Annotated in this window: 22 protein-coding genes and 1 pseudogene; 14 read left to right on the top strand and 9 right to left on the bottom strand. The window is 49.9% G+C overall.

From position 1 onward, the window contains the following. The first annotated feature begins 29 nt into the window (after positions 1-29). From hicB to patD, 7 genes are all read left to right on the top strand, one after another. Positions 30-446, top strand: coding sequence for a type II toxin-antitoxin system antitoxin HicB (gene hicB, locus WC5_RS04965; RefSeq protein WP_077629270.1), 417 nt, complete (start codon positions 30-32; stop codon positions 444-446). A 78-nt stretch (positions 447-524) separates the two neighbouring features. Beyond that, complete coding sequence (locus tag WC5_RS04970) at positions 525-1,934, top strand: aminotransferase-like domain-containing protein (protein ID WP_000760664.1); 1,410 nt, start codon at positions 525-527, stop codon at positions 1,932-1,934. Positions 1,935-2,175: 241 nt separating this feature from the next. Continuing rightward, positions 2,176-3,321 carry a putative ABC transporter substrate-binding protein YdcS gene (gene ydcS / locus WC5_RS04975; RefSeq protein WP_000047446.1) on the top strand — a complete coding sequence of 382 codons (1,146 nt, stop codon included), beginning with the start codon at positions 2,176-2,178 and terminating at the stop codon, positions 3,319-3,321. 17 nt (positions 3,322-3,338) lie between these two features. Further along, positions 3,339-4,352 (top strand): ABC transporter ATP-binding protein, encoded by a 1,014-nt coding sequence (locus WC5_RS04980; RefSeq protein WP_000220385.1) that lies wholly within the window; start codon positions 3,339-3,341, stop codon positions 4,350-4,352. Further along, positions 4,353-5,294 (top strand): ABC transporter permease, encoded by a 942-nt coding sequence (locus WC5_RS04985; RefSeq protein ID WP_016231707.1) that lies wholly within the window; start codon positions 4,353-4,355, stop codon positions 5,292-5,294. It begins immediately after the preceding gene. Then, on the top strand, positions 5,284-6,078 hold the full coding sequence (locus WC5_RS04990; protein WP_000555450.1) for an ABC transporter permease: 795 nt from the start codon (positions 5,284-5,286) through the stop codon (positions 6,076-6,078). The genes WC5_RS04985 and WC5_RS04990 overlap by 11 nt, the downstream gene beginning before the upstream one ends. A gap of 21 nt (positions 6,079-6,099) precedes the next feature. Continuing rightward, positions 6,100-7,524: an aminobutyraldehyde dehydrogenase gene (gene patD, locus WC5_RS04995; RefSeq protein ID WP_001163916.1), complete on the top strand. Its 1,425-nt coding sequence runs from the start codon at positions 6,100-6,102 to the stop codon at positions 7,522-7,524. A 98-nt stretch (positions 7,525-7,622) separates the two neighbouring features. Here the strand turns inward: patD and yncL are convergent, their stop codons facing one another. Continuing rightward, positions 7,623-7,718 carry a stress response membrane protein YncL gene (yncL, locus tag WC5_RS24295; protein ID WP_071598995.1) on the bottom strand — a complete coding sequence of 32 codons (96 nt, stop codon included), beginning with the start codon at positions 7,716-7,718 and terminating at the stop codon, positions 7,623-7,625. Between the two features lie 193 nt (positions 7,719-7,911). Here yncL and WC5_RS05000 point away from each other — a divergent pair, with 193 nt between their 5' ends. Both WC5_RS05000 and ydcY read left to right on the top strand, forming a co-directional pair. Continuing rightward, complete coding sequence (locus tag WC5_RS05000; RefSeq protein WP_000051844.1) at positions 7,912-8,085, top strand: GhoT/OrtT family toxin; 174 nt, start codon at positions 7,912-7,914, stop codon at positions 8,083-8,085. 85 nt (positions 8,086-8,170) lie between these two features. Next, complete coding sequence (gene ydcY, locus WC5_RS05005; protein ID WP_000018636.1) at positions 8,171-8,404, top strand: DUF2526 family protein YdcY; 234 nt, start codon at positions 8,171-8,173, stop codon at positions 8,402-8,404. On the opposite strand, the gene WC5_RS05010 is transcribed toward ydcY, so the two are convergent. Both WC5_RS05010 and WC5_RS05015 read right to left on the bottom strand, forming a co-directional pair. Beyond that, positions 8,405-8,854 carry a DMT family transporter gene (locus WC5_RS05010; RefSeq protein WP_001076555.1) on the bottom strand — a complete coding sequence of 150 codons (450 nt, stop codon included), beginning with the start codon at positions 8,852-8,854 and terminating at the stop codon, positions 8,405-8,407. It abuts the gene before it with no gap. After that, positions 8,851-9,369, bottom strand: a complete 519-nt coding sequence (locus WC5_RS05015; RefSeq protein ID WP_000027831.1) for a GNAT family N-acetyltransferase — start codon at positions 9,367-9,369, stop codon at positions 8,851-8,853. Before WC5_RS05015 ends, WC5_RS05010 begins: the two co-directional genes overlap by 4 nt. Positions 9,370-9,549: 180 nt before the next feature. Between WC5_RS05015 and curA the strand changes: the two genes are divergently transcribed. Then, entirely contained in the window at positions 9,550-10,587 is a 1,038-nt protein-coding gene (gene curA / locus WC5_RS05020; protein WP_000531465.1) for an NADPH-dependent curcumin/dihydrocurcumin reductase, read from the top strand. Between the two features lie 39 nt (positions 10,588-10,626). Here curA and pqqU read toward each other — a convergent pair whose 3' ends face one another. Continuing rightward, positions 10,627-12,729: a TonB-dependent receptor PqqU gene (gene pqqU / locus WC5_RS05025; protein ID WP_016231706.1), complete on the bottom strand. Its 2,103-nt coding sequence runs from the start codon at positions 12,727-12,729 to the stop codon at positions 10,627-10,629. Between the two features lie 240 nt (positions 12,730-12,969). On the opposite strand from pqqU, the gene yncE reads away from it, so the two are divergent. Then, on the top strand, positions 12,970-14,031 hold the full coding sequence (yncE, locus tag WC5_RS05030; RefSeq protein ID WP_000550659.1) for a 7-bladed beta-propeller protein YncE: 1,062 nt from the start codon (positions 12,970-12,972) through the stop codon (positions 14,029-14,031). Positions 14,032-14,156: 125 nt separating this feature from the next. Here yncE and ansP read toward each other — a convergent pair whose 3' ends face one another. Beyond that, positions 14,157-15,650, bottom strand: coding sequence for an L-asparagine permease (gene ansP / locus WC5_RS05035; RefSeq protein ID WP_000033724.1), 1,494 nt, complete (start codon positions 15,648-15,650; stop codon positions 14,157-14,159). 266 nt (positions 15,651-15,916) lie between these two features. Here ansP and WC5_RS25410 point away from each other — a divergent pair. Then, positions 15,917-16,021, top strand: a pseudogene (locus WC5_RS25410) (thioredoxin domain-containing protein); the annotation flags it as partial. Here the strand turns inward: WC5_RS25410 and WC5_RS05040 are convergent. Further along, positions 16,022-17,071 carry a GGDEF domain-containing protein gene (locus tag WC5_RS05040; protein WP_000236735.1) on the bottom strand — a complete coding sequence of 350 codons (1,050 nt, stop codon included), beginning with the start codon at positions 17,069-17,071 and terminating at the stop codon, positions 16,022-16,024. It abuts the pseudogene before it with no gap. 105 nt (positions 17,072-17,176) lie between these two features. Then, a complete protein-coding gene (locus WC5_RS05045; RefSeq protein ID WP_001176569.1) occupies positions 17,177-19,153 on the bottom strand; it encodes an alkyl/aryl-sulfatase in 1,977 nt (658 codons plus the stop codon). A 310-nt stretch (positions 19,154-19,463) separates the two neighbouring features. Here WC5_RS05045 and pptA point away from each other — a divergent pair, with 310 nt between their 5' ends. Next, complete coding sequence (gene pptA, locus WC5_RS05050) at positions 19,464-19,691, top strand: tautomerase PptA (RefSeq protein ID WP_001120153.1); 228 nt, start codon at positions 19,464-19,466, stop codon at positions 19,689-19,691. A gap of 3 nt (positions 19,692-19,694) precedes the next feature. Here pptA and WC5_RS05055 read toward each other — a convergent pair whose 3' ends face one another. Further along, positions 19,695-20,264: a flavin reductase family protein gene (locus WC5_RS05055; RefSeq protein ID WP_000077278.1), complete on the bottom strand. Its 570-nt coding sequence runs from the start codon at positions 20,262-20,264 to the stop codon at positions 19,695-19,697. A gap of 174 nt (positions 20,265-20,438) precedes the next feature. Between WC5_RS05055 and nhoA the strand changes: the two genes are divergently transcribed. Further along, positions 20,439-21,284, top strand: a complete 846-nt coding sequence (nhoA, locus tag WC5_RS05060; protein ID WP_000187936.1) for an N-hydroxyarylamine O-acetyltransferase — start codon at positions 20,439-20,441, stop codon at positions 21,282-21,284. Positions 21,285-21,408: 124 nt separating this feature from the next. On the opposite strand, the gene WC5_RS05065 is transcribed toward nhoA, so the two are convergent. After that, entirely contained in the window at positions 21,409-22,302 is an 894-nt protein-coding gene (locus WC5_RS05065; protein WP_000804305.1) for a PhzF family isomerase, read from the bottom strand. Positions 22,303-22,361: the final 59 nt, after the last annotated feature.

The following is a 22,361-nucleotide window of genomic DNA, read 5'->3' as shown; positions in this document are numbered from 1 at the left end:
TTAATGACATGCGAGAGACAGTCGAAATTATGCGTTATCCCGTCACTCTTACACCCGCGCCGGAAGGTGGTTATGTGGTTTCTTTTGTGGATATTCCTGAAGCGTTGACTCAGGGAGAAACAGTCGCTGAAGCGATGGAGGCAGCAAAATATGCCTTAATCACCGCATTTGATTTTTATTTTGAAGACAACGAGCTTATCCCGTTACCTTCGCCATTAAATAATAACGATCACTTTATTGAAGTACCTTTAAGCGTCGCCTCTAAGGTATTGCTGCTAAATGCTTTTTTGCAGTCAGAAATCACCCAGCAAGAGCTGGCGAAGCGAATTGGTAAACCTAAGCAGGAGATCACCCGCTTGTTTGATTTGCACCACGCGACAAAAATCGACGCCGTCCAGCTTGCGGCTAAAGCTCTGGGCAAAGAGTTATCGCTGGTGATGGTTTAATTACAGTTAACGAAAAGTTGTCATTTTTAACAACTGATATAGACTGCCGGATCATCTGCACATAAAAACGATCCGATAATGAAAAAATACCAGCAACTGGCAGAACAATTACGCGAGCAAATTGTGTCGGGCATCTGGCAACCCGGCGATCGTTTGCCTTCGTTGCGTGAACAGGTGGCGCTTTCTGGCATGAGTTTTATGACCGTCAGCCATGCCTATCAGTTGCTCGAAAGTCAGGGACATATTATCGCGCGACCGCAGTCGGGTTATTACGTTGCGCCACAGGCATTAAAACTGCCGAAAGCGCCAGTCATTCCGGTCACACGTGATGAAACGGTCGATATCAATACCTATATTTTTGACATGTTGCAGGCCAGTCGCGATCCTTCAGTGGTGCCGTTTGCATCCGCTTTTCCCGATCCGCGCTTGTTTCCGCTTCAACAACTTAATCGCTCCCTGGCCCAGGTAAGCAAAACCGCAACGGCGATGAGCGTGATTGAAAACTTACCGCCAGGAAACGCAGAACTGCGGCAGGCTATTGCTCGTCGCTATGCTCTACAGGGCATCACAATTTCGCCTGATGAGATCGTCATCACCGCCGGGGCGCTGGAAGCACTAAATCTCAGTTTACAAGCGGTAACCGAACCGGGTGACTGGGTGATTGTCGAGAATCCTTGTTTCTACGGTGCGTTACAGGCGCTGGAGCGGCTAAGGCTGAAGGCGTTATCGGTGGCGACGGATGTTAACGAAGGGATCGACCTTCAGGCGCTTGAACTGGCGTTACAAGAGTATCCAGTGAAAGCGTGCTGGTTAATGACCAACAGCCAGAACCCGCTCGGTTTTACCTTAACGCCACAGAAAAAAGCACAGCTGGTAGAACTCCTTAGTCAGTACAACGTGATGCTGATTGAAGATGACGTCTACAGCGAACTTTACTTCGGACGGGAAAAACCGCTGCCCGCAAAAGCGTGGGATCGCCACGATGGCGTGCTGCATTGTTCATCATTCTCCAAATGCCTGGTGCCAGGTTTTCGCATCGGTTGGGTCGCCGCAGGAAAACATGCGCGTAAAATCCAACGTTTGCAGTTGATGAGTACACTTTCCACCAGTTCACCGATGCAGCTTGCCCTGGTGGATTACCTTTCTACACGCCGTTACGACGCCCATCTGCGTCGTCTACGTCGTCAGCTTGCGGAACGCAAACAACGCGCCTGGCAGGCGCTGCTGCGTTACCTGCCTGCGGAAGTGAAAATACACCATAACGACAGTGGTTATTTTCTCTGGCTGGAACTTCCCGAACCGTTAGATGCGGGTGAATTAAGCCTGGCGGCACTGGCGCATCACATCAGTATTGCGCCGGGTAAAATGTTTTCTACTGGCGAACGCTGGTCGCGTTTTTTCCGTTTTAATACCGCGTGGCAATGGGGAGAGCGTGAAGAACAGGCAGTAAAAGAATTAGGCAAACTTATTCAAGAACATCTGAAGTAGCTTTCAATTTAATTCCTCTCAGGTTGGGTAATATGAATTTCGAATAGAAGCCATATTTCGTAACCCCTTGTCTATACTCCAGAAGATAGCTTCACGGACGGCATAATGCGCGTTAGCTCACAACCTGATTAAATTTTCTCAGGGGCGAAGGTGTGCCTGCAAGCCGCCGTCTATGGTTAAACAAGGAGATATTTTTACGGCACGGCGGCTGAACAATTAATTACGACAGGAGTAAGACCTTATGAGCAAGACATTTGCCCGCAGCAGCCTGTGTGCGCTCACCATGACAATAATGACTGCCCACGCCGCCGAGCCTCCCGCCAATTTAGATAAACCGGAAGGGCGCCTGGATATAATCGCCTGGCCGGGATATATCGAACGCGGACAAACCGATAAACAATACGACTGGGTAACGCAATTCGAAAAAGAGACAGGTTGCGCGGTGAATGTGAAAACCGCCGCGACTTCCGATGAAATGGTCAGCCTGATGACCAAAGGGGGTTACGATCTGGTTACGGCGTCCGGCGATGCCTCGCTGCGTTTGATTATGGGTAAACGCGTGCAGCCGATTAATACCGCGCTCATCCCTAACTGGAAAACACTCGATCCTCGTGTAGTAAAAGGCGACTGGTTTAACGTCGGCGGTAAAGTTTATGGTACGCCGTATCAGTGGGGGCCTAACCTATTGATGTACAACACCAAAACATTCCCGACACCACCGGATAGCTGGCAAGTGGTTTTTGTTGAGCAGAATCTGCCGGACGGCAAGAGCAACAAAGGCCGGGTACAAGCCTATGATGGCCCCATCTATATTGCTGATGCCGCGTTGTTTGTCAAAGCCACGCAGCCGCAGTTGAGCATCAGCGATCCATACCAACTTACCGAAGAACAATATCAGGCGGTGCTGAAAGTGCTGCGCGATCAGCATGGGTTAATCCATCGCTACTGGCATGACACCACCGTACAAATGAGCGATTTCAAAAACGAGGGTGTCGTGGCTTCCAGTGCCTGGCCCTATCAGGCCAACGCGTTGAAAGCCGAAGGCCAACCGATCGCTACCGTATTCCCGAAGGAGGGCGTTACCGGTTGGGCTGATACCACCATGCTGCATAGCGAAGCGAAACATCCGGTTTGCGCCTACAAATGGATGAACTGGTCATTAACGCCAAAAGTGCAGGGCGATGTGGCGGCCTGGTTTGGCTCGTTGCCGGTAGTGCCGGAAGGATGTAAAGCCAGTCCGTTATTAGGCGAAAAAGGCTGTGAGACCAACGGTTTTAACTATTTCGATAAAATCGCCTTCTGGAAAACGCCTATAGCAGAAGGGGGCAAGTTTGTTCCCTACAGTCGCTGGACGCAGGATTACATTGCCATTATGGGCGGTCGCTAACTTCGCTGAGGTGTTTTATGACGTACGCAGTGGAGTTTGACAACGTCTCGCGGTTGTACGGTGACGTGCGCGCGGTAGATGGCGTCAGTATTGCGATAAAAGATGGTGAGTTCTTTTCAATGCTGGGGCCGTCCGGCTCCGGCAAAACGACCTGCCTGCGCCTGATTGCCGGATTTGAACAACTTTCCGGTGGGGCGATCGCTATCTTTGGTAAACCCGCCAGCAATCTGCCACCGTGGGAGCGGGATGTTAATACCGTTTTCCAGGACTATGCGCTGTTTCCCCATATGTCGATTCTCGATAATGTGGCCTACGGGCTGATGGTCAAAGGTGTGGAGAAAAAACAGCGTTACATCATGGCGCAAGAGGCGCTGGAAAAAGTGGCGCTGGGTTTTGTTCAGCAACGTAAGCCATCACAACTTTCTGGAGGCCAGCGCCAGCGGGTTGCTATCGCCAGAGCGTTAGTGAATGAACCGCGCGTATTATTGCTGGATGAACCACTCGGCGCGCTGGATCTCAAGTTGCGTGAGCAGATGCAACTTGAGCTGAAAAAGCTGCAACAGTCTCTCGGCATTACGTTTATCTTCGTTACCCACGATCAGGGCGAGGCATTATCAATGTCCGATCGTGTTGCGGTATTCAACAACGGTCGCATTGAGCAGGTCGATTCACCACGTGATCTCTATATGCGCCCGCGCACGCCGTTTGTTGCCGGATTCGTTGGGACATCAAATGTTTTTGATGCGTTGATGGCAGAGAAACTTTGCGGAATGATGGGTAGTTTCGCATTGCGCCCGGAACATATTCGCCTCAACACCCCTGGTGAACTGCAGGCTAATGGCACGATCCAGGCGGTGCAGTATCAGGGCGCGGCGACCCGTTTTGAACTGACACTGAGCGGCGGTGAAAAACTGCTGGTTAGTCAGGCCAATATGACGGGGGAAGAGCTCCCCGCTACGCTTACTCCAGGACAACAGGTGATGGTTTCCTGGGCGCGCGATGTGATGGTGCCGCTGGTTGAGGAGAGGTGAATGGCGATGAACGTATTGCAATCACCTTCACGTCCAGGTCTGGGCAAGGTGTCCGGTTTCTTCTGGCGGAATCCGGGGCTGGGGCTGTTTTTGCTGCTGCTTGGCCCGTTGATGTGGTTTGGCATCGTCTATTTCGGTTCGCTGCTGACGCTGTTATGGCAGGGCTTTTATACCTTTGATGATTTCACCATGTCGGTAACACCGGAACTGACACTGGCGAATATCCGCGCACTGTTTAATCCGGCCAATTACGACATCATTCTGCGCACGTTAACCATGGCAGTTGCTGTGACCATCGCCAGTGCTTTTCTGGCGTTTCCAATGGCGTGGTATATGGCGCGCTACACCAGCGGTAAGATGAAAGCGTTTTTTTACATCGCAGTAATGTTGCCGATGTGGGCGAGCTACATTGTCAAAGCCTATGCCTGGACGCTATTGCTGGCGAAAGATGGTGTGGCGCAGTGGTTTTTACAGCATTTGGGGTTGGAACCGTTATTAACTGCGTTCCTCACGCTACCGGCGGTGGGCGGTAATACGCTGTCAACTTCCGGGCTTGGGCGCTTTCTGGTGTTTCTCTACATCTGGCTACCGTTCATGATCCTGCCGGTACAGGCGGCGCTGGAGCGTTTGCCCTCGTCACTTTTGCAAGCCTCAGCGGATTTAGGCGCACGTCCACGGCAAACCTTTCGCTATGTGGTGTTGCCGCTGGCGATCCCTGGCATTGCAGCCGGGTCTATTTTTACCTTCTCGCTAACGCTGGGCGATTTTATTGTCCCGCAACTGGTTGGTCCGTCGGGGTATTTTATTGGCAACATGGTTTACTCGCAGCAAGGCGCGATTGGCAATATGCCGATGGCGGCGGCATTCACCCTGGTGCCGATTGTTCTCATCGCACTGTACCTGGCGTTCGTGAAACGTCTGGGAGCGTTCGATGCACTCTGAACGCGCACCGTTTTTCCTCAAACTGGCGGCCTGGGGCGGCGTGGTTTTCCTCCATTTTCCCATCCTGATTATCGCGGCCTATGCTTTTAACACTGAAGATGCGGCGTTTAGTTTTCCACCGCAAGGTTTGACGCTGCACTGGTTTAGCGTGGCGGCACAGCGCAGTGATATTCTTGATGCCGTGACACTGTCACTTAAAGTGGCGACGCTGGCGACATTGATCGCGCTGGTGTTAGGGACGCTGGCAGCCGCCGCGCTCTGGCGACGAGACTTTTTCGGCAAAAACGCCATTTCGCTGTTACTGCTGCTGCCTATTGCGTTGCCGGGCATTGTCACAGGCCTGGCGTTATTAACCGCGTTTAAAACTATCAATCTGGAGCCGGGATTTTTCACCATCGTAGTCGGTCATGCGACTTTTTGCGTAGTGGTGGTGTTTAACAATGTCATCGCCCGTTTTCGCCGTACCTCGTGGAGTCTGGTAGAGGCGTCAATGGATCTTGGAGCCAATGGCTGGCAAACCTTCCGCTACGTGGTGTTGCCGAATCTCAGTTCGGCGCTACTGGCAGGAGGAATGCTGGCGTTTGCCTTGTCGTTCGATGAAATCATCGTTACGACTTTTACGGCAGGTCATGAACGAACGTTACCACTGTGGTTACTCAATCAGCTTGGGCGACCGCGTGATGTACCGGTAACCAACGTGGTGGCACTGCTGGTTATGTTGGTAACAACCTTGCCGATCCTGGGAGCCTGGTGGCTAACCCGCGAAGGCGACAATGGTCAATAACCACTGATACAGGAATATGCTATGCAACATAAGTTACTGATTAACGGAGAACTGGTTAGCGGCGAAGGGGAAAAACAGCCTGTCTATAATCCGGCAACGGGGGAAGTATTACTGGAGATTGCCGAGGCCTCCGCAGAACAGGTGGATGCGGCTGTTCGCGCGGCAGATGCAGCATTTGCTGAATGGGGGCAAACCACGCCGAAAGCGCGTGCGGAATGCCTGCTGAAACTGGCGGATGTTATCGAAGAAAACGGTCAGGTTTTTGCCGAACTGGAGTCCCGTAACTGTGGCAAACCGCTGCATAGTGCGTTCAATGATGAAATTCCGGCGATTGTCGATGTCTTTCGCTTTTTCGCCGGTGCGGCGCGCTGCCTGAACGGTCTGGCGGCAGGCGAATATCTTGAAGGTCATACCTCGATGATCCGCCGCGATCCGTTGGGGGTTGTAGCCTCTATTGCACCGTGGAATTATCCGCTGATGATGGCTGCGTGGAAACTGGCTCCGGCGCTGGCGGCAGGGAACTGCGTAGTGCTTAAACCATCAGAAATTACCCCGCTGACAGCGTTGAAGCTGGCAGAACTGGCGAAAGATATCTTCCCGGCAGGCGTGATCAACGTACTGTTTGGCAGAGGCAAAACGGTGGGCGATCCGCTGACCGGTCATCCCAAAGTGCGGATGGTGTCGCTGACGGGGTCTATCGCCACTGGGGAGCACATCATCAGTCATACCGCACCGTCCATTAAGCGCACTCATATGGAACTTGGCGGTAAAGCGCCAGTGATTGTCTTTAATGATGCTGACATTGAAGCGGTTGTCGAAGGTGTGCGTACATTTGGCTATTACAATGCCGGGCAAGATTGTACTGCTGCCTGTCGTATCTACGCGCAAAAAGGCATTTACGACGTGCTGGTAGAAAAACTTGGTGCCGCAGTGGCAACGTTAAAATCAGGCGCGCCGGATGATGAATCCACAGAGCTTGGTCCTTTAAGTTCGCAGGCACATCTCGAACGCGTCAGCCGGGCGGTGGAAGAGGCGAAGGCGACGGGACACATTAAGGTGATCACCGGCGGTGAAAAACGGCAGGGTAATGGTTATTATTATGCGCCGACACTGCTGGCGGGTGCGTTACAAGAAGATGCCATCGTCCAAAGAGAGGTATTTGGGCCGGTAGTGAGCGTGACGGCTTTCGATAACGAAGAACAAGTGGTTAACTGGGCGAATGACAGCCAGTACGGGTTGGCCTCTTCGGTATGGACGAAAGATGTTGGTCGGGCGCATCGCGTCAGCGCGCGTCTGCAATATGGCTGCACCTGGGTTAATACCCATTTCATGCTGGTAAGTGAAATGCCGCACGGCGGGCAGAAACTCTCAGGCTATGGCAAAGATATGTCACTTTATGGGCTGGAAGATTACACCGTAGTACGCCACGTAATGGTTAAACATTAAGGATAATGTTGTAAATCTGGAGAGTGTGAGAAGATCTAACGCACTGTCAGAGAGTTGATTTTTCTCTGACAGTGCGTACTGCGTGCAATTTTGCTACATCAGATAAACCATCCAAATCTCATAGAGATAAGAGTAAACAACCCAACAGCAGCAAAGAGATTTATCAGCACTACAGTTCTACTGGAAACGTTCATTTTTGCCACCTTTTGTCATAGCCCTTATGTGTATAGTACGGGTTAAGAAAATCCGCAATCATACTTATTCTGAAGATGGACAAGAACATGCCGTAGGTTATTGAATTTATCTCAAATGGACTGAAAACTTGATATACATCAAGAAATGACGCATATTTGCGCGCGTTTTATTCATCTGGCTGGATGTCCGTACATGTCTCTTTTTCAATGTTTGCTTGTTTTTTATGCTGTCATGGCAGCAATCGCCTTTCTCATTACCTGGTTTCTTTCCCACGATAAGAAGAGCATTCGCTTTCTGAGCGCCTTTCTGGTGGGGATTACATGGCCGATGAGTTTTCCGGTGGCGCTACTGTTTTCTCTATTTTAAATCTCACTCGCCGGCTTGACGGCACAACGCAGACTTATATCATTTGGGTGAATCGATAAATTTCACAAGTGGCTGAGGAGAAAGTATGTCGCATCTGGATGAAGTCATCGCGCGCGTGGATGCCGCGATTGAGGAGAGCGTCATTGCCCATATGAACGAGTTGTTAATCGCCCTGAGCGATGACGCAGAGTTAAGCCGGGAAGATCGTTACACCCAGCAGCAGCGTTTGCGCACCGCAATTGCTCATCACGGTCGCAGGCATAAAGAAGATATGGAAGCGCGCCACGAACAGTTAACCAAAGGCGGCACCATCCTCTGATTAAAACGTGCGTCTGGCCACCAGCCAGGCGCCAACTACCAATAAAACTGCCCCGCAAATTGGGCTAATCAGCGCCCGAAGTGGCACGCCATGACTGCGGAAAATATCCAGCACCAGACCACCAATAAGTTGACTGGCGACCAGTACAGCAATGGTCGTTGCCGCGCCAACATTCTGATATCCGCTGATACTGGCGAAAACAAAAAACGATCCCAACAAACCAGGGATTAGAGTCCACCAGCGCACGCTGGAAACCAGTTCGCCAAAGCCTGCTGTTCCTTGCCTAAACCACAAAATAGACACGAACAGCACAATCCCCACCAGTGAATTCAGCAGCATGGCGATGAGAATGGTAGAGGATGTCTGGGTGATGCGTACCATCAATGTGTTTTGCACCACAAGACCAATCCCGGCAGCGATCAAAAAGGCAAGGGTAAGCGACTGATTCATTCGAGTGAATCCGGTTCGCTACGATCGTCGAGTTGTAATTGCATAAAGGTGAGATCCAACCAGCGACCAAATTTAGTGCCTACCTGTGGCATTTGCGCTGTGACGACAAATCCCAGCGTCTGGTGCAGATGCAACGACGCCTGATTTTGTGATTCTATGCCGGCAACCATCACATGCTTACCGCAGTTCCGCGCTTCATCAATCAACGCGCGTAACAATTTTCGCCCAAGACCTTTACCCTGATGCTCCGGATGGACATAAACCGAATGTTCCACGGTATGGCGAAAACCGTCGAAACTACGCCAGTCACCAAACGAGGCATATCCTGTAACTACGCCATCTTCTTCGCTCACCAGCACCGGATAACCTGATAAAGTCCGTGCTTCAAACCAGGCAATGCGGTTATCTGTATCCACAGTCTGGTCGTTCCAGATAGCTGCCGTATGCAGTACAGCATGGTTATAAATTTCCGCAATTGCAGCACAATCGGCTTTGCGGGCAGAACGGATGGACATCTTAAGCCTCGATAAAATAATGATGATGACGTTATCAATACTATCGAAAACAGCCCGAAGCAACGGATTCCTCGATGAAATTATTGCGTGTTGCAGAGGGGATGTGACGGCTGAAAACAAAACCAATCCAGTGAGCCTGCTACTATTGATGGATTCATGCCAAAAGCACAGGAGAGCATTATGGGGCAACAAAAGCAGCGTAATCGCCGTTGGGTTCTGGCGTCGCGTCCATACGGCGCGCCGGTTCCGGAGAATTTCCGTCTTGAAGAAGATGATGTCGCCACACCGGGTGAAGGACAGGTGTTATTACGCACGGTCTACCTGTCGTTGGATCCGTATATGCGCGGGCGCATGAGCGATGAGCCATCTTATTCACCACCGGTTGATATTGGTGGCGTGATGGTCGGCGGCACGGTGAGTCGGGTGGTGGAATCTAATCATCCGGATTACCAGCCTGGCGACTGGGTGCTGGGTTACAGCGGTTGGCAGGATTACGACATATCCAGTGGCGATGATCTGGTGAAACTTGGCGATCATCCGGAAAATCCTTCGTGGTCACTGGGTGTGCTGGGAATGCCTGGCTTTACGGCTTATATGGGGCTGCTGGATATCGGTCAACCCAAAAAGGGAGAAACGCTGGTAGTTGCTGCAGCAACGGGGCCGGTCGGTGCGACAGTGGGGCAAATCGGCAAACTAAAAGGTTGCCTCGTGGTGGGTGTTGCCGGTGGCGCGGAAAAATGTCGTCATGCCATAGACGTTCTGGGTTTTGATGTTTGTCTTGATCATCACGCAGATGATTTTGCCGAACAACTGGCGAAAGCGTGTCCGAAAGGCGTGGACATCTATTATGAAAACGTTGGTGGTAAGGTGTTTGATGCGGTGCTGCCTTTACTCAATACATCCGCGCGTATTCCCGTTTGCGGTTTAGTGAGCGGTTATAACTCCACCGAACTGCCTTCCGGGCCGGATCGTTTACCGCTACTTATGGCTACGGTGCTGAAAAAACGTATTCGCCTGCAAGGGTTTATTATTAGTCAGGATTATGGTCATCGCATCCATGAGTTCCAGCAAGAGATGGGGCAATGGGTGAAGGAGGGGAAAATTCACTATCGTGAACAAATTACCGATGGTTTAGAGAACGCCCCGCAGACATTCATCGGTCTGCTGAATGGTAAAAACTTCGGCAAAGTCGTGATCCGTGTTGCGGATGATGATTAACATTTCAGGTGGCGGCATTCTTGCCGCCACTAATGAATATTATTCAAATCGCCATGCGAGATTTACGCCTACACCATAATTCCGCCCAGGCGCAGGCTCGTAATATCGACCATTGGATTCATTAACAATCACCGAGCCGACATATTCTTTATCGAATAAATTATCGACACGACCAAATAAATCTATTGTCATATTACGGTAATTATATTTGTAACCGGTGAACAAACCGACAAGAGTATAAGAGGGCGCTTTTGCTGTATTTTCGTCATCCGCCATGATATCGCCCATATAACGTGCTTCTGTGCCTGCATACCAGCCTTCTTCTGGCACATAACCTAACGACGCAAAGCCCATATTGCGGGCGATCCCGGGCATTCGGTTACCATTACAGTCCTGAGCGTTACAAACATTGCTGCGATAAGTTGCGTCAAGCCACGTCCACGACGCTTTCACACGGAAATCTCCGGCAAAACGCTGATCCCACGCCAGCTCGGCCCCCTGACGACGCGTCTTCCCGGCATTTTTATAAGTGGTACGCCCGCCGCTACTGCTATCAACAACGATTTCATCATCGGTATCGGTCTGGAATAACGCAGCGGTAAACAAGCCATCGCCGATACGCGTTTTACTGCCGATTTCGATTGTGTCGTTGGTGGACGGTTTTAAACCAAAGTTCATACCGCCTTGCCCATCAGCACGGTAAGAAAGCTCGTTAATGGTTGGTGTTTCAAAACCGCGCCCGGCTGCCAGATAGACGTTCCAGGCATCGGTCATGGCGTATTTCAACGATCCCGCAGGAAGCCATTTGTGATAACTGGCATCACCGCTGTCATCACCATTGCCGGGGGTAACGTAATGATCGTTAGAATCAAACCACACGGAGCTGTAGCGCACGCCAGCATCCAGCGACAGTTTGTCGGTTAGTTGCCACTGGGTTTGTAAATAGGGATCGACGTTCCACATCAGATTGCGTTCGTCGCGACGCAAATCACCTTTTTGCCCGTACTCCGGCACGCCGTTATTAAGGCGGAAGTTATTGTAACCCTTTCGGTTTTCACTCATGTTTTCATAGTTCAGGCCAGTAGTGAAAGTGACCGGAACACCCAGTTCGCCACGATGTGTCCAGCGACTGTCTATACCCTGGTAATGACGTTGCAGGGTAATTACACCGCCTGCGTGTGACGGGTTAAGCTGCGGGGTCATCGGGATCGACTGATACTGGGTCGTTTCCCGTTCGCCTGCGTACATCATCACGCTCATCACATCCTGCGCGCTAAGGCTGCGCTCGTAGCGTAATCCAGCCTGAGTTTGTTTGATGGTTTTACGCGTGTCGTACTGTTCAGCACGCGGAGCTTGTTGCGGATTCGCTTTCCATTCTGCTTCGGTCAACCCACCAGGGTCATCGGCTTTGATGTCCACACTGTTGAAAATCAGGTTTAACTTACTGGCGTCATCAATGCGTACGCCCAGTCTGGCATTGGCTAAATTTTTCTGTGCGCCGCTATGGTCACGATAGCCGTGAGTTGTAAAACGCGTGGTCGAAACGGTGTAATCAACATCGCCAGGTTGGGTGCCGTCGCCCATTGCGCCCGTCGCTTTCAGCCCATAGCGCCAGCTACCATAACTGCCATAGTAACTGCTGGCTTCAATAGTTGGTGGCTGTTCGCCGGTTTGTGTGGTGACGTTCATTACGCCGCCAGACGCATTGCCATACAGGGCAGAGAAGGGGCCTCGTAGCACTTCCACGTTTTGCACACTGCTTAAATCGATATTAGACGTTTGCCCTTGTCCGTCAGGCATAGTGGCGGGAATGCCATCAACATACAGGCGAATACCGCGAATACCGTAAGTGGAACGGGAACCAAATCCGCGAATAGACAGTTGGAGATCCTGCGCATAGTTCTGCCGGTTTTGTACCTGCAAACCAGGCACACTGGTCAGTGATTCAGACAAATTAATGCGCGGCGTTGCCAGACGCATCTCCTCGCCATCGACCACGCTTACCGCAGCGGGTGTGTCCAGTTCAGAAACTACCTGCGGCGCGGCACTAACAATCATGGTTTGTTCATTAGCGGCAAAAGTTGAAGGAGAAAGGAGAATCAGTGCGGGCAAAACGGTCTGTCGGACGGAAAAGATCTTCATGAAAAAAGCCAGGTTAAGAATGGGAAAACACCGTCATGGTAATGAATTTGTAAATTTATAGAAAACAAAACGGCACAATACGTTAATCAATTGGGAAAATTGTAGTCGTAGCGACAAGAAATGCTCCACATTTGAGAAAATAATGATTACCATTCCCATTTATAACAAGGGCGTAACGAAGATTATGCTCAACGAAGCATTGTGAAGCAGCTATAAATCGGTTCATCAAAGGGAGTCGTCATGCATTTACGTCATCTGTTTTCATCGCGCCTGCGTGGTTCGCTACTGTTAGGTTCATTGCTCGTTGCTTCATCATTCAGTACGCAGGCAGCGGAAGAAATGCTGCGTAAAGCGGTAGGTAAAGGTGCCTACGAAATGGCTTATAGCCAGCAGGAAAACGCGCTGTGGCTCGCCACATCGCAAAGCCGCAAACTGGACAAAGGCGGTGTGGTTTATCGTCTCGATCCGGTGACTCTGGAAGTCACTCAGGCTATTCATAACGATCTCAAGCCGTTTGGCGCCACTATCAACAACGCTACTCAAACGTTGTGGTTTGGTAACACAGTAAACAGTGCGGTCACGGCAATTGATGCCAAAACGGGCGAAGTGAAAGGGCGTCTGGTACTGGACGATCGCAAACGTACAGAAGAAGTGCGTCCGCTACAGCCGCGTGAGCTGGTTGCTGATGATGCTACGAACACTGTTTACATCAGCGGTATTGGGAAAGAGAGTGTTATTTGGGTGGTTGATGGCGAGAATATCAAACTGAAAACTGCCATCCAGAACACCGGTAAAATGAGTACCGGTCTGGCGCTGGATAGCAAAGGCAAACGTCTTTACACCACTAACGCTGACGGCGAATTGATTACCATCGACACCGCCGACAATAAAATCCTGAGCCGTAAAAAGCTGCTGGATGATGGCAAAGAGCATTTCTTTATCAACATCAGTCTCGATACTGCCAACCAGCGAGCGTTTATCACTGACTCCAAAGCGGCAGAAGTGTTAGTGGTCGATACCCGTAACGGCAATATTCTGGCAAAGGTAGCGGCACCGGAATCACTGGCTGTATTGTTTAACCCGGCGCGTAATGAAGCCTATGTGACGCATCGGCAGGCGGGTAAAGTCAGTGTGATTGACGCGAAAAGCTATAAAGTGGTGAAAACGTTCGACACGCCGACCCATCCTAACAGCCTGGCGCTTTCTGCCGATGGCAAAACGCTGTATGTCAGCGTGAAGCAAAAATCGACTAAACAGCAAGAAGCCACTCAGCCGGACGATGTGATTCGTATTGCGCTGTAACAGACACAGACATGGAGGAGTTTGTCTTTCGTAGGCCGGATGCGGCGCAAGCGCTGCATTCGGCAAGCGGAGCACCTCGTCAGCAATATGAATATGCCCGGCTCGTAGCCGGGCACATTTTGCAATTAACCCGCCGTCTCAGGTTTAAACACAATTTCCTGTTTTTCTTCTTCGACTACCGGCGCAGTGCTGTGAATTTCGGCAACGCGTTTGCGTACACCAAACCAACCCACAACCAGCAGAATACCGATAATCGGCAGCGCCGCGATGGTGTAAGTCCCGTTCGGGTAATCGAATGCCATCAGCACCAGCACACTCAGTAAAAACAGTAATGTCAGCCAGGACGTGAAGGGCGCACCAGGCAGTTTAAAACTGACATCCGCTGCTTTACCTTCTTTGATGGCTTTACGCAGGCGCATCTGACAAACAATGATAAACGCCCAGGAGGCGATAATTCCCAATGACGCGAAGTTCAGGACAATCTCAAATACGCGCGACGGCACCAGATAATTGAGGAATACGCCAACGACATACACAACCAGCGTCGCCAGAATCCCGGCGTACGGCACATGCTGGCGACTCATCTTCGCCATAAAACCCGGCGCAGATCCGCCCATCGCCATCGAACGCAGAATACGCCCGGTGCAGTACAGGCCAGAGTTCAGACTGGAGAGCGCGGCGGTCAGCACCACAATGTTCATGATGCTGCCAATGTACGGCACACCGAGTTTAGAGAAGAAGGTCACAAAAGGACTTTGACCGGCCTGATAGGCGCTCCACGGCAGTAACATGACCAGCAACACGACAGAACCGACATAAAACAGGCCAATACGCCAAATCACGCTGTTAATTGCTTTTGGCACCATAGTCTGCGGATCTTTACATTCTCCGGCGGCGGTTCCGACCATTTCGATGGAGGCAAAAGCAAATACCACGCCCTGAATTAACACCAGCGCAGGCAGCAAACCGTGCGGGAAAAAGCCACCATTATCGGTAATTAAATGAAAGCCAGTGGTGTTGCCATCCAGCGGCTGACCGCTACCGAGGAACACTGTACCCACGACCAAAAAGGTCACAATGGCGAGCACTTTAATCAGCGCAAACCAGAACTCCATCTCTGCGAACCATTTCACACCAATCATATTCATGGTGCCAACGATGGTCAGCGCAGCGAGCGCAAATACCCATTGCGGCACGCCGCCAAACGCGCCCCAGTAATGCATATACAGTGCGACGGCGGTGATATCGACAATCCCCGTCATCGCCCAGTTGATGAAGTACATCCAGCCGGCAACATAAGCGGCTTTCTCACCCAAAAACTCACGGGCATAAGAGACAAAACTACCACTGGAAGGGCGATGTAATACCAACTCACCCAACGCACGCAAAATAAAAAACGAAAACAGGCCGCAGATTAAATAAACCAGTGCCAGTGCCGGGCCGGCCATTTGCAGTCGGGCACCTGCGCCTAAAAACAAACCAGTCCCAATCGCGCCGCCAATGGCGATCATCTGCACCTGACGATTGCCCATCGCTTTGTGATAACCCTCTTCGTGGGCATTAAGCCAGCGGCGTTTCGCGGCGTGTTGATCTGAAGTGTCGGTGTCGTGTTTACTCATTGCTCTCCCTGATTGCTTCGTTGAAAAAGTCTTATAAGTCGCCATGAACAATGTTTATTCATCCTGGCGATGACAGTTATCACCATTATTCTTTATGGGTATAAAACTATCGGCGCAGCATCCTACCTGTTATCGATAAACGATGCAAAATATCCCCTTACAAGTTGAGTGGGGATTAAAAGGATTGCTGAAAAAATGACAAATCTTAGTCCGGGTTGCCCTGTTTACTGACCTACACTTAAGCTTTAACGCTGTACGGGGGAGATATGATTAAGGTTTATGGCGTACCAGGATGGGGTTCCACCATCAGTGAACTGATACTGACTCTGGCTGATATTCCCTATAAGTTTGTTGATGTCAGCGGAATAGAGTTATTTAGCCCACCGATTTCGCCCATTTTCTTTCGCTCGATATAACGCGGCATCGGCATCAGCAACTATTTGTTCAGTCGTTTTTGCGGGGGTAGAACAGGTAATCCCCTGACTAACCGTAACAACTTCACTCACGGAAGATGTCTGATGCGCAATCGCTGCCAGTTTAAGTTCTTGCTTAATTCTGGCTGCTATCGCTTCGGCTTCCTGCAAGCTCGCATTGAAAAGAATAATGGCAAACTCTTCGCCACCATAACGCGTAACTACATCTTCGGGCTGGCGAATTGCGCGTTGCAGTGCGTCGGCAACTTGTATCAGACAACGATCGCCAGCAGGGTGCCCATAAGTGTCGTTGTAGCGTTTAAAAAAATCGACATCCAGCATAATTAAAACGAACGACGTCTTTTGTTCGACGGCATCACGTAAAATACTATCCAACGCTCGTCGGTTTGCCACTCCAGTTAAGGGATCGCGATGAGCTAATGCATCGAGGCGATGAATCAACTGGTTGTTGTACTTATTTTGTTGCCATGCTTCTTCAAACCAACGCAACAAAATAAAACGTCCGCCATAGAGAGCCAGTGAAAAAATGCTCCAGATAACAGCGAAATGAATATTCACATACTGATTGAGCACAAGACTGGCTATCGGGATGGTAAACCATAATGGAATGACAAATGCGAGGAGTGATGGGGTGTGGAAATATAGCGCAACAACGGCACTAAGCATTAGTAATACACACAGTGGATATGCAAAAGGTAGCGTCCAGTGTGCAATAAAATAAAAACAACACCATGACCATAGTAGGCTTAGTATGACCAATAACTGCTGAATATACTGTACTTTGTTGCGTGGGCTAACTAATAAAAGACCACTGATTAGCAAAATACCTAATGATGAAATATCAATAGTGTGTACAAGATTTTTCTCATTAAACCATGGAGTCGTGCCTTCATTAAACAAAACCCCTCGAAGCAAAACCAACGATGCAAAACTGATGTTAATCAACGCAAACCACGGCAGGCTAATCGCCATACCGCGAATAACCATATCCTGGCGGTTTTTCCATGAATAATGAGGGTGTTTTCTTTTGTCAGAATTCATTTTTGTTTATAACCCAAAAAGGGCAGGGAACCTGCCCGACTTACACGAAAATTATGGCGTTACAATATTGAACCAGAATTCAAAGTTATCCATATACCCTAACAGCTCGTTGAGTTTTTCCGCATTTCCAGAGATTTTTACTTCGCCTTTATCCGTGGCTTCTTTTAATGTCTCTTCCTTCAGGATAATTTTATTCAAGACATCGCGGGAGAGGGTGATAGTCGCATCGGCGTCAGAGGCTTGCGTATCAGCAGTGTGATTGAGTACACCGTTTTCCAGTTCCACTTTATAAGTGCCGCCATCTTCACCGAAATCAAAATTCAATACTGCTTTAGCGTCTGCCGCTTTCTCGCCATTTATATGCACAGCAAGATAATCAAAGAACATTTCCGGTGTCATGGCTCGCACGGTGTCAGGGCTGGCTGTATTTGGCGTAGGCAGTTTTTGCACACCATTGCGTAATTCCTGTGCGCCTGTGAGATAGAAGTTACGCCACGGCCCGGATTCGGCCTGGTAGCCTAACTGTTCAAGCGCATCGGCTTCCAGATTCCTTGCTGCCTGGTTGTTTGGATCGGCAAACACTACCTTACTGACAACCTGGGCAACCCAGCGGAAATTTCCCTGGTCATAATCCTGTTTGGCTTTTTGTAAAATGGCATCAGCACCGCCCATATATTCCACGAATTTTTTAGCGGCGTCTTCTGGTGGCAGTTCATCGAGAGTCGCAGGATTACCATCAAACCAGCCGAGATAAAGCACATAAGTTGCTTTCACATCATGGCTCACTGAACCGTAATAACCGCGATTCGCCCAGGTGTTAGCAAGCGAAGAGGGCAATTTGAAGTTTGCGGCAATTTCATCACGAGTCAGCCCCTGATTCGCCATGCGTAGCGTTTGATCGTTGATATAACGGTACAAATCGCGTTGGCTTTTTAGCAGTTTGACAACGTTATCGTTACCCCAGGTTGGCCAGTGATGCTGGGCGAGAATAATCTCCGCTTTATCGCCCCACAGATTGAGTGCTTCGTTGATGTATTTAGACCACGGAAGAGGTTGACGAATTTTGGCACCACGCAGCGAATAGGTGTTGTGGAGGGTGTGCGTGACATCTTCTGCGGTTTCGATCAGTTTCTTTTCTTCAATAAACCACAGCATTTCGGAAGGTGCTTCGGAACCGGGCGCCATCAGAAAATCATAGGTCAGCCCGTCGATAGTCTCTTTTTGTCCGGTTTTGGTGATGTAGTTGGTGGGGGCAATCAATGTAACCGTTCCGGCTGAGGTCGTTGTTCCCAGCCCAGCGCCGACCTGACCTTTAGCATCAGGTTTCAACAAGTTACCGTACATATAACTGGCTCGTCGGCTCATTACATTGCCAGCCATAATATTTTCTGAAACAGCCTCTTCTAAAAATCCGGCTGGCGCATAAATTTTTGTTTTTCCTGATTTAACGTCAGCTTCATCAACCACGCCGCGAACGCCGCCGTAGTGATCGACATGACTGTGCGTGTAGATAACCGCCACCACTGGTTTTTGACCGCGATTTTTATAATAAAGATCCATGCCAACTTTAGCTGTTTCTGCTGAAACCAGTGGATCAACAACGGTAATACCTTCTTTACCTTCAATGATGGTCATATTTGATAAATCGAGATTGCGAATCTGATAGACGCCTTCAGTCACTTCAAATAAGCCGCTGATATTTATCAGTTGCGCCTGACGCCATAAACTTGGATTGACAGTATCAGGTGCTTTATCGCCTTCTTTGATAAAAGAATATTGCTGTGGGTTCCAGATAACATTCCCTTGTTCACCCTTAATCACTTCCTGAGGTAAAGGAGCAATAAAACCTTTATGAGCATCAGCAAAATCGCTGTTATCGGAAAACGGCAATTGACTATAAAGTGCGTTATTCGCTTGTTGGGTGGCAGCGGAGGCCTCTTTGGGCGCTTCTGCTGCGATGAGAGGAAGTGAACTTGTTGTGAATAATCCCATGACTAGCAGACTTTTAGCAATATGGTTAAGCTGCATCGCAAGTGTCTCCAGAAGGACTTTATAAAAGAAAGGATATTACGAGTGAAAATTATGATTGAGGGCAAGAATAACTATAATTGGCATTAATAAATCAGCAAGCTGGATGTCGTGAATTTTCTTAATATGATAAGAAATAAAGAATAGATTCTGTATGTTACAGGACGGGTGCGTATTGGCGCGGAAGCTAATAGTATATGTACGTTATTAAAGTGACGGCGTATATATCGCACATCATTTCGCATCAAATAACACATGACGTTTTCGGCTTGTGCTAATTTTGCTGACATCTTTCAAAAGGAGCACAACAATGCCACACATAGACATTAAATGTTTTCCCCGTGAACTGGATGAACAACAAAAAACAGCACTGGCGGCGGAGATTACCGACGTCATTATTCGCCATCTGAACAGTAAAGAGAGTTCGATAAGCATTGCACTACAACAGATACAACCGGAATCATGGCAAGCGGTCTGGGACGCCGAAATCGCGCCTCAAATGGAGACGTTGATAAAGAAACCCGGTTACAGCATGTAATGCTTAACCTGCCGTAACACGCTTGCCGCTGGTAACAAAGGTGCCAGCGCCTAAATGATGTAGCGTATTGAGTTTATCGTCATCAAATTGCCAGCGGCCTTCGACAAAAACACGAGCGTCTGCCGCTGCTGATATCACTTCGCCAAACAACGTGTCGTATTTTTCTTGCGCAGAAGTCGCGGGAAGCAAGCGGCACTCCATCCATGCCAGACATTTCTCTTCGACCACCGGCAAGCTAAGCACCGGACCTTTCACAACCGGAATGCCATAACAGTTAAACTTATCTTCATCACGCCCAGAAATGCTGCCCACTGCCCACGTCCAGTTAGTTGCTGCGACTCCTGGGATCACAATGCCAAACATGCCACTACGTTCAATCAACTCCCGTGACCATGTCGATTTATCAACCACAATGGCCACGCGTGGTGGTTCGAACTCTACGGGCATCGACCAGGCCGCAGCCATAATGTTACGTCGCTGGGATTGCTCATCGAAACTGGTGATCAAGACGGTAGGTCCGTGGTTTAACAGACGGCTGGCATGATGCAACTCAACGGGAATAAATTGGCTCACGGTATCGCCTCGCTAAGAAGGTTGTTTTAAAAGCGTAGCTCGTAACGCAATAAGTAACGAAATTAACGGGATTAGCGATTTGCGAACGTGATGCTTGTCCGCGATCGCACAAAATAGCCAGTGTGGCATCTATTCCAGGTTATAAGTTGAGAAAACCACTAAGGGAAACGCCTGATGACGCCCATTCTGAATCACTATTTTGCCCGTATTCGCTGGACGGGTGCTGCTGCGGTCAATATCGATACGCTAAGAGCATTACACCTGAAACACAATTGCACTATTCCATTTGAAAATCTCGACGTTTTGCTGCCGAGAGAAATCCAGCTTGATGATCAATCGCTGGAAGAGAAACTGGTGACTGCGCGACGCGGAGGTTACTGTTTTGAGCAGAATGGTGTGTTTGAGCGGGTGTTACGCGAGCTGGGATTTAACGTTCGCAGTTTGTTAGGTCGCGTAGTGTTATCTAACCCCGCATCGTTACCGCCGCGCACGCACCGTCTGTTGTTAGTAGAACTGGAAGGTGAACAATGGATTGCCGACGTCGGTTTTGGTGGTCAGACGCTGACCGCGCCAATCCGTTTAGTGCCGGATATCGCGCAAACCACGCCACACGGAGAGTATCGGTTGTTGCAGGAGGGTGATAACTGGGTTTTGCAGTTTAATCATCATCAGCACTGGCAGTCGATGTACCGTTTTGATCTCTGCGAGCAGCAACAAAGTGATTATGTGATGGGCAATTTCTGGTCGGCGCACTGGCCGCAGTCGCATTTTCGCCATCATCTGTTGATGTGCCGCCATTTGCCGGACGGTGGCAAACTGACGCTGACCAATTTCCATTTCACCCATTATGAAAATGGGCACGCGGTGGATCAGCGGAATCTGCCAGATGTGGCGTCGTTATATGCCGTGATGCAGGAACAATTTGGGCTGGGCGTGGATGATGCGAAACATGGGTTTACCGTGGATGAACTGGCACTGGTGATGGCGGCGTTTGATACGCATCCGGAGGCAGGGAAATAGTTTGTGCCGGATGCGGCGCAAACGCCTTATCCGGCCTAAATTAGCCAACACATTCAATAAATTACGATACGCCTTGTAGGCCTGATAAGCGAAGCGCATCAGGCAATTGGGACCGGCAACGGTTTCAGAGATCAATGGCCCATTCGGCATGAAACAAAATCACCGCTGTGCCAGAAATGGTGACTTTCTCCGGCTGGTTATCGCGAATTGTCACCGTCACATCAATCACGCCATCACGACCTATTGCGCGCCCCTGATGGCCTTTAACACGCAACTCGTTGCCATCGTGAGGCAATACGTTGTGATGTACCAACCATGCGCCCATCGGGCCATTGGCATTGCCGGTCACCGGATCTTCCACAATACCAATCGCAGGCGAGAACATGCGACCATCGGTTTCATTTTTGCCTGGGCGGATCTGGAAGGGGAAGAAACCATTGCAGCCAATCTGTTTACTGATAGCGGTCAGCGCAGCAAGGTCAGGCGAAAGGGCGTCGATATCCACTTCCGGTTTCAGCGGAATCATCACTTTTGAGTGTCCTGTGGTTGCCACCTGAATTGGCAAGCCTGGCAAAATATCGTCTTCAGTGAGATGAAGCGCGTTGATAATTGCCGCGCGAGCTTCACCTTCCAGCGGCGGTTCAAAGCCCGGCGTGCCTTGCTCCAGAGAAATACGATAATCCCCGTTTTGTTTTTCGATAGTGACACGGTGCTTTCCCGCCAGCGATGTTTGCCAGACGGTGCAATTTCCCAAACCCAATACCTTTGAACGTACATAGTGCGCTGCTACCGTCGCGTGACCGCAAATCGGCACTTCAACCGTTGGCGTAAAGTAGCGAATACGTACATCGCTGTCGTCACTGTGCAGCAGAAAAGCCGTTTCCGAATGGCCTAACTCGCGGGCGATAAGTTGCATTTGCGCTTCGCTAAGATTATCGGCAGGGAAAACAACACCGGCAGAATTGCCGCGAAACGGTTGAGAGGTAAAAGCATCGACGTGGTAAATCTGCGGTTTCATTAACGTTCTCCTGTGGCTGGAGAACTATCATAGCCTGCAATCGGCCGGAGAGCGAAAGG

It is taken from the genome of Escherichia sp. KTE114, from assembly GCF_000407765.1.
GTDB lineage: Bacteria > Pseudomonadota > Gammaproteobacteria > Enterobacterales > Enterobacteriaceae > Escherichia > Escherichia ruysiae.
Note: the sequence above shows the minus strand (reverse complement) of the source record. Positions and strands in the feature narration are given on the sequence as shown.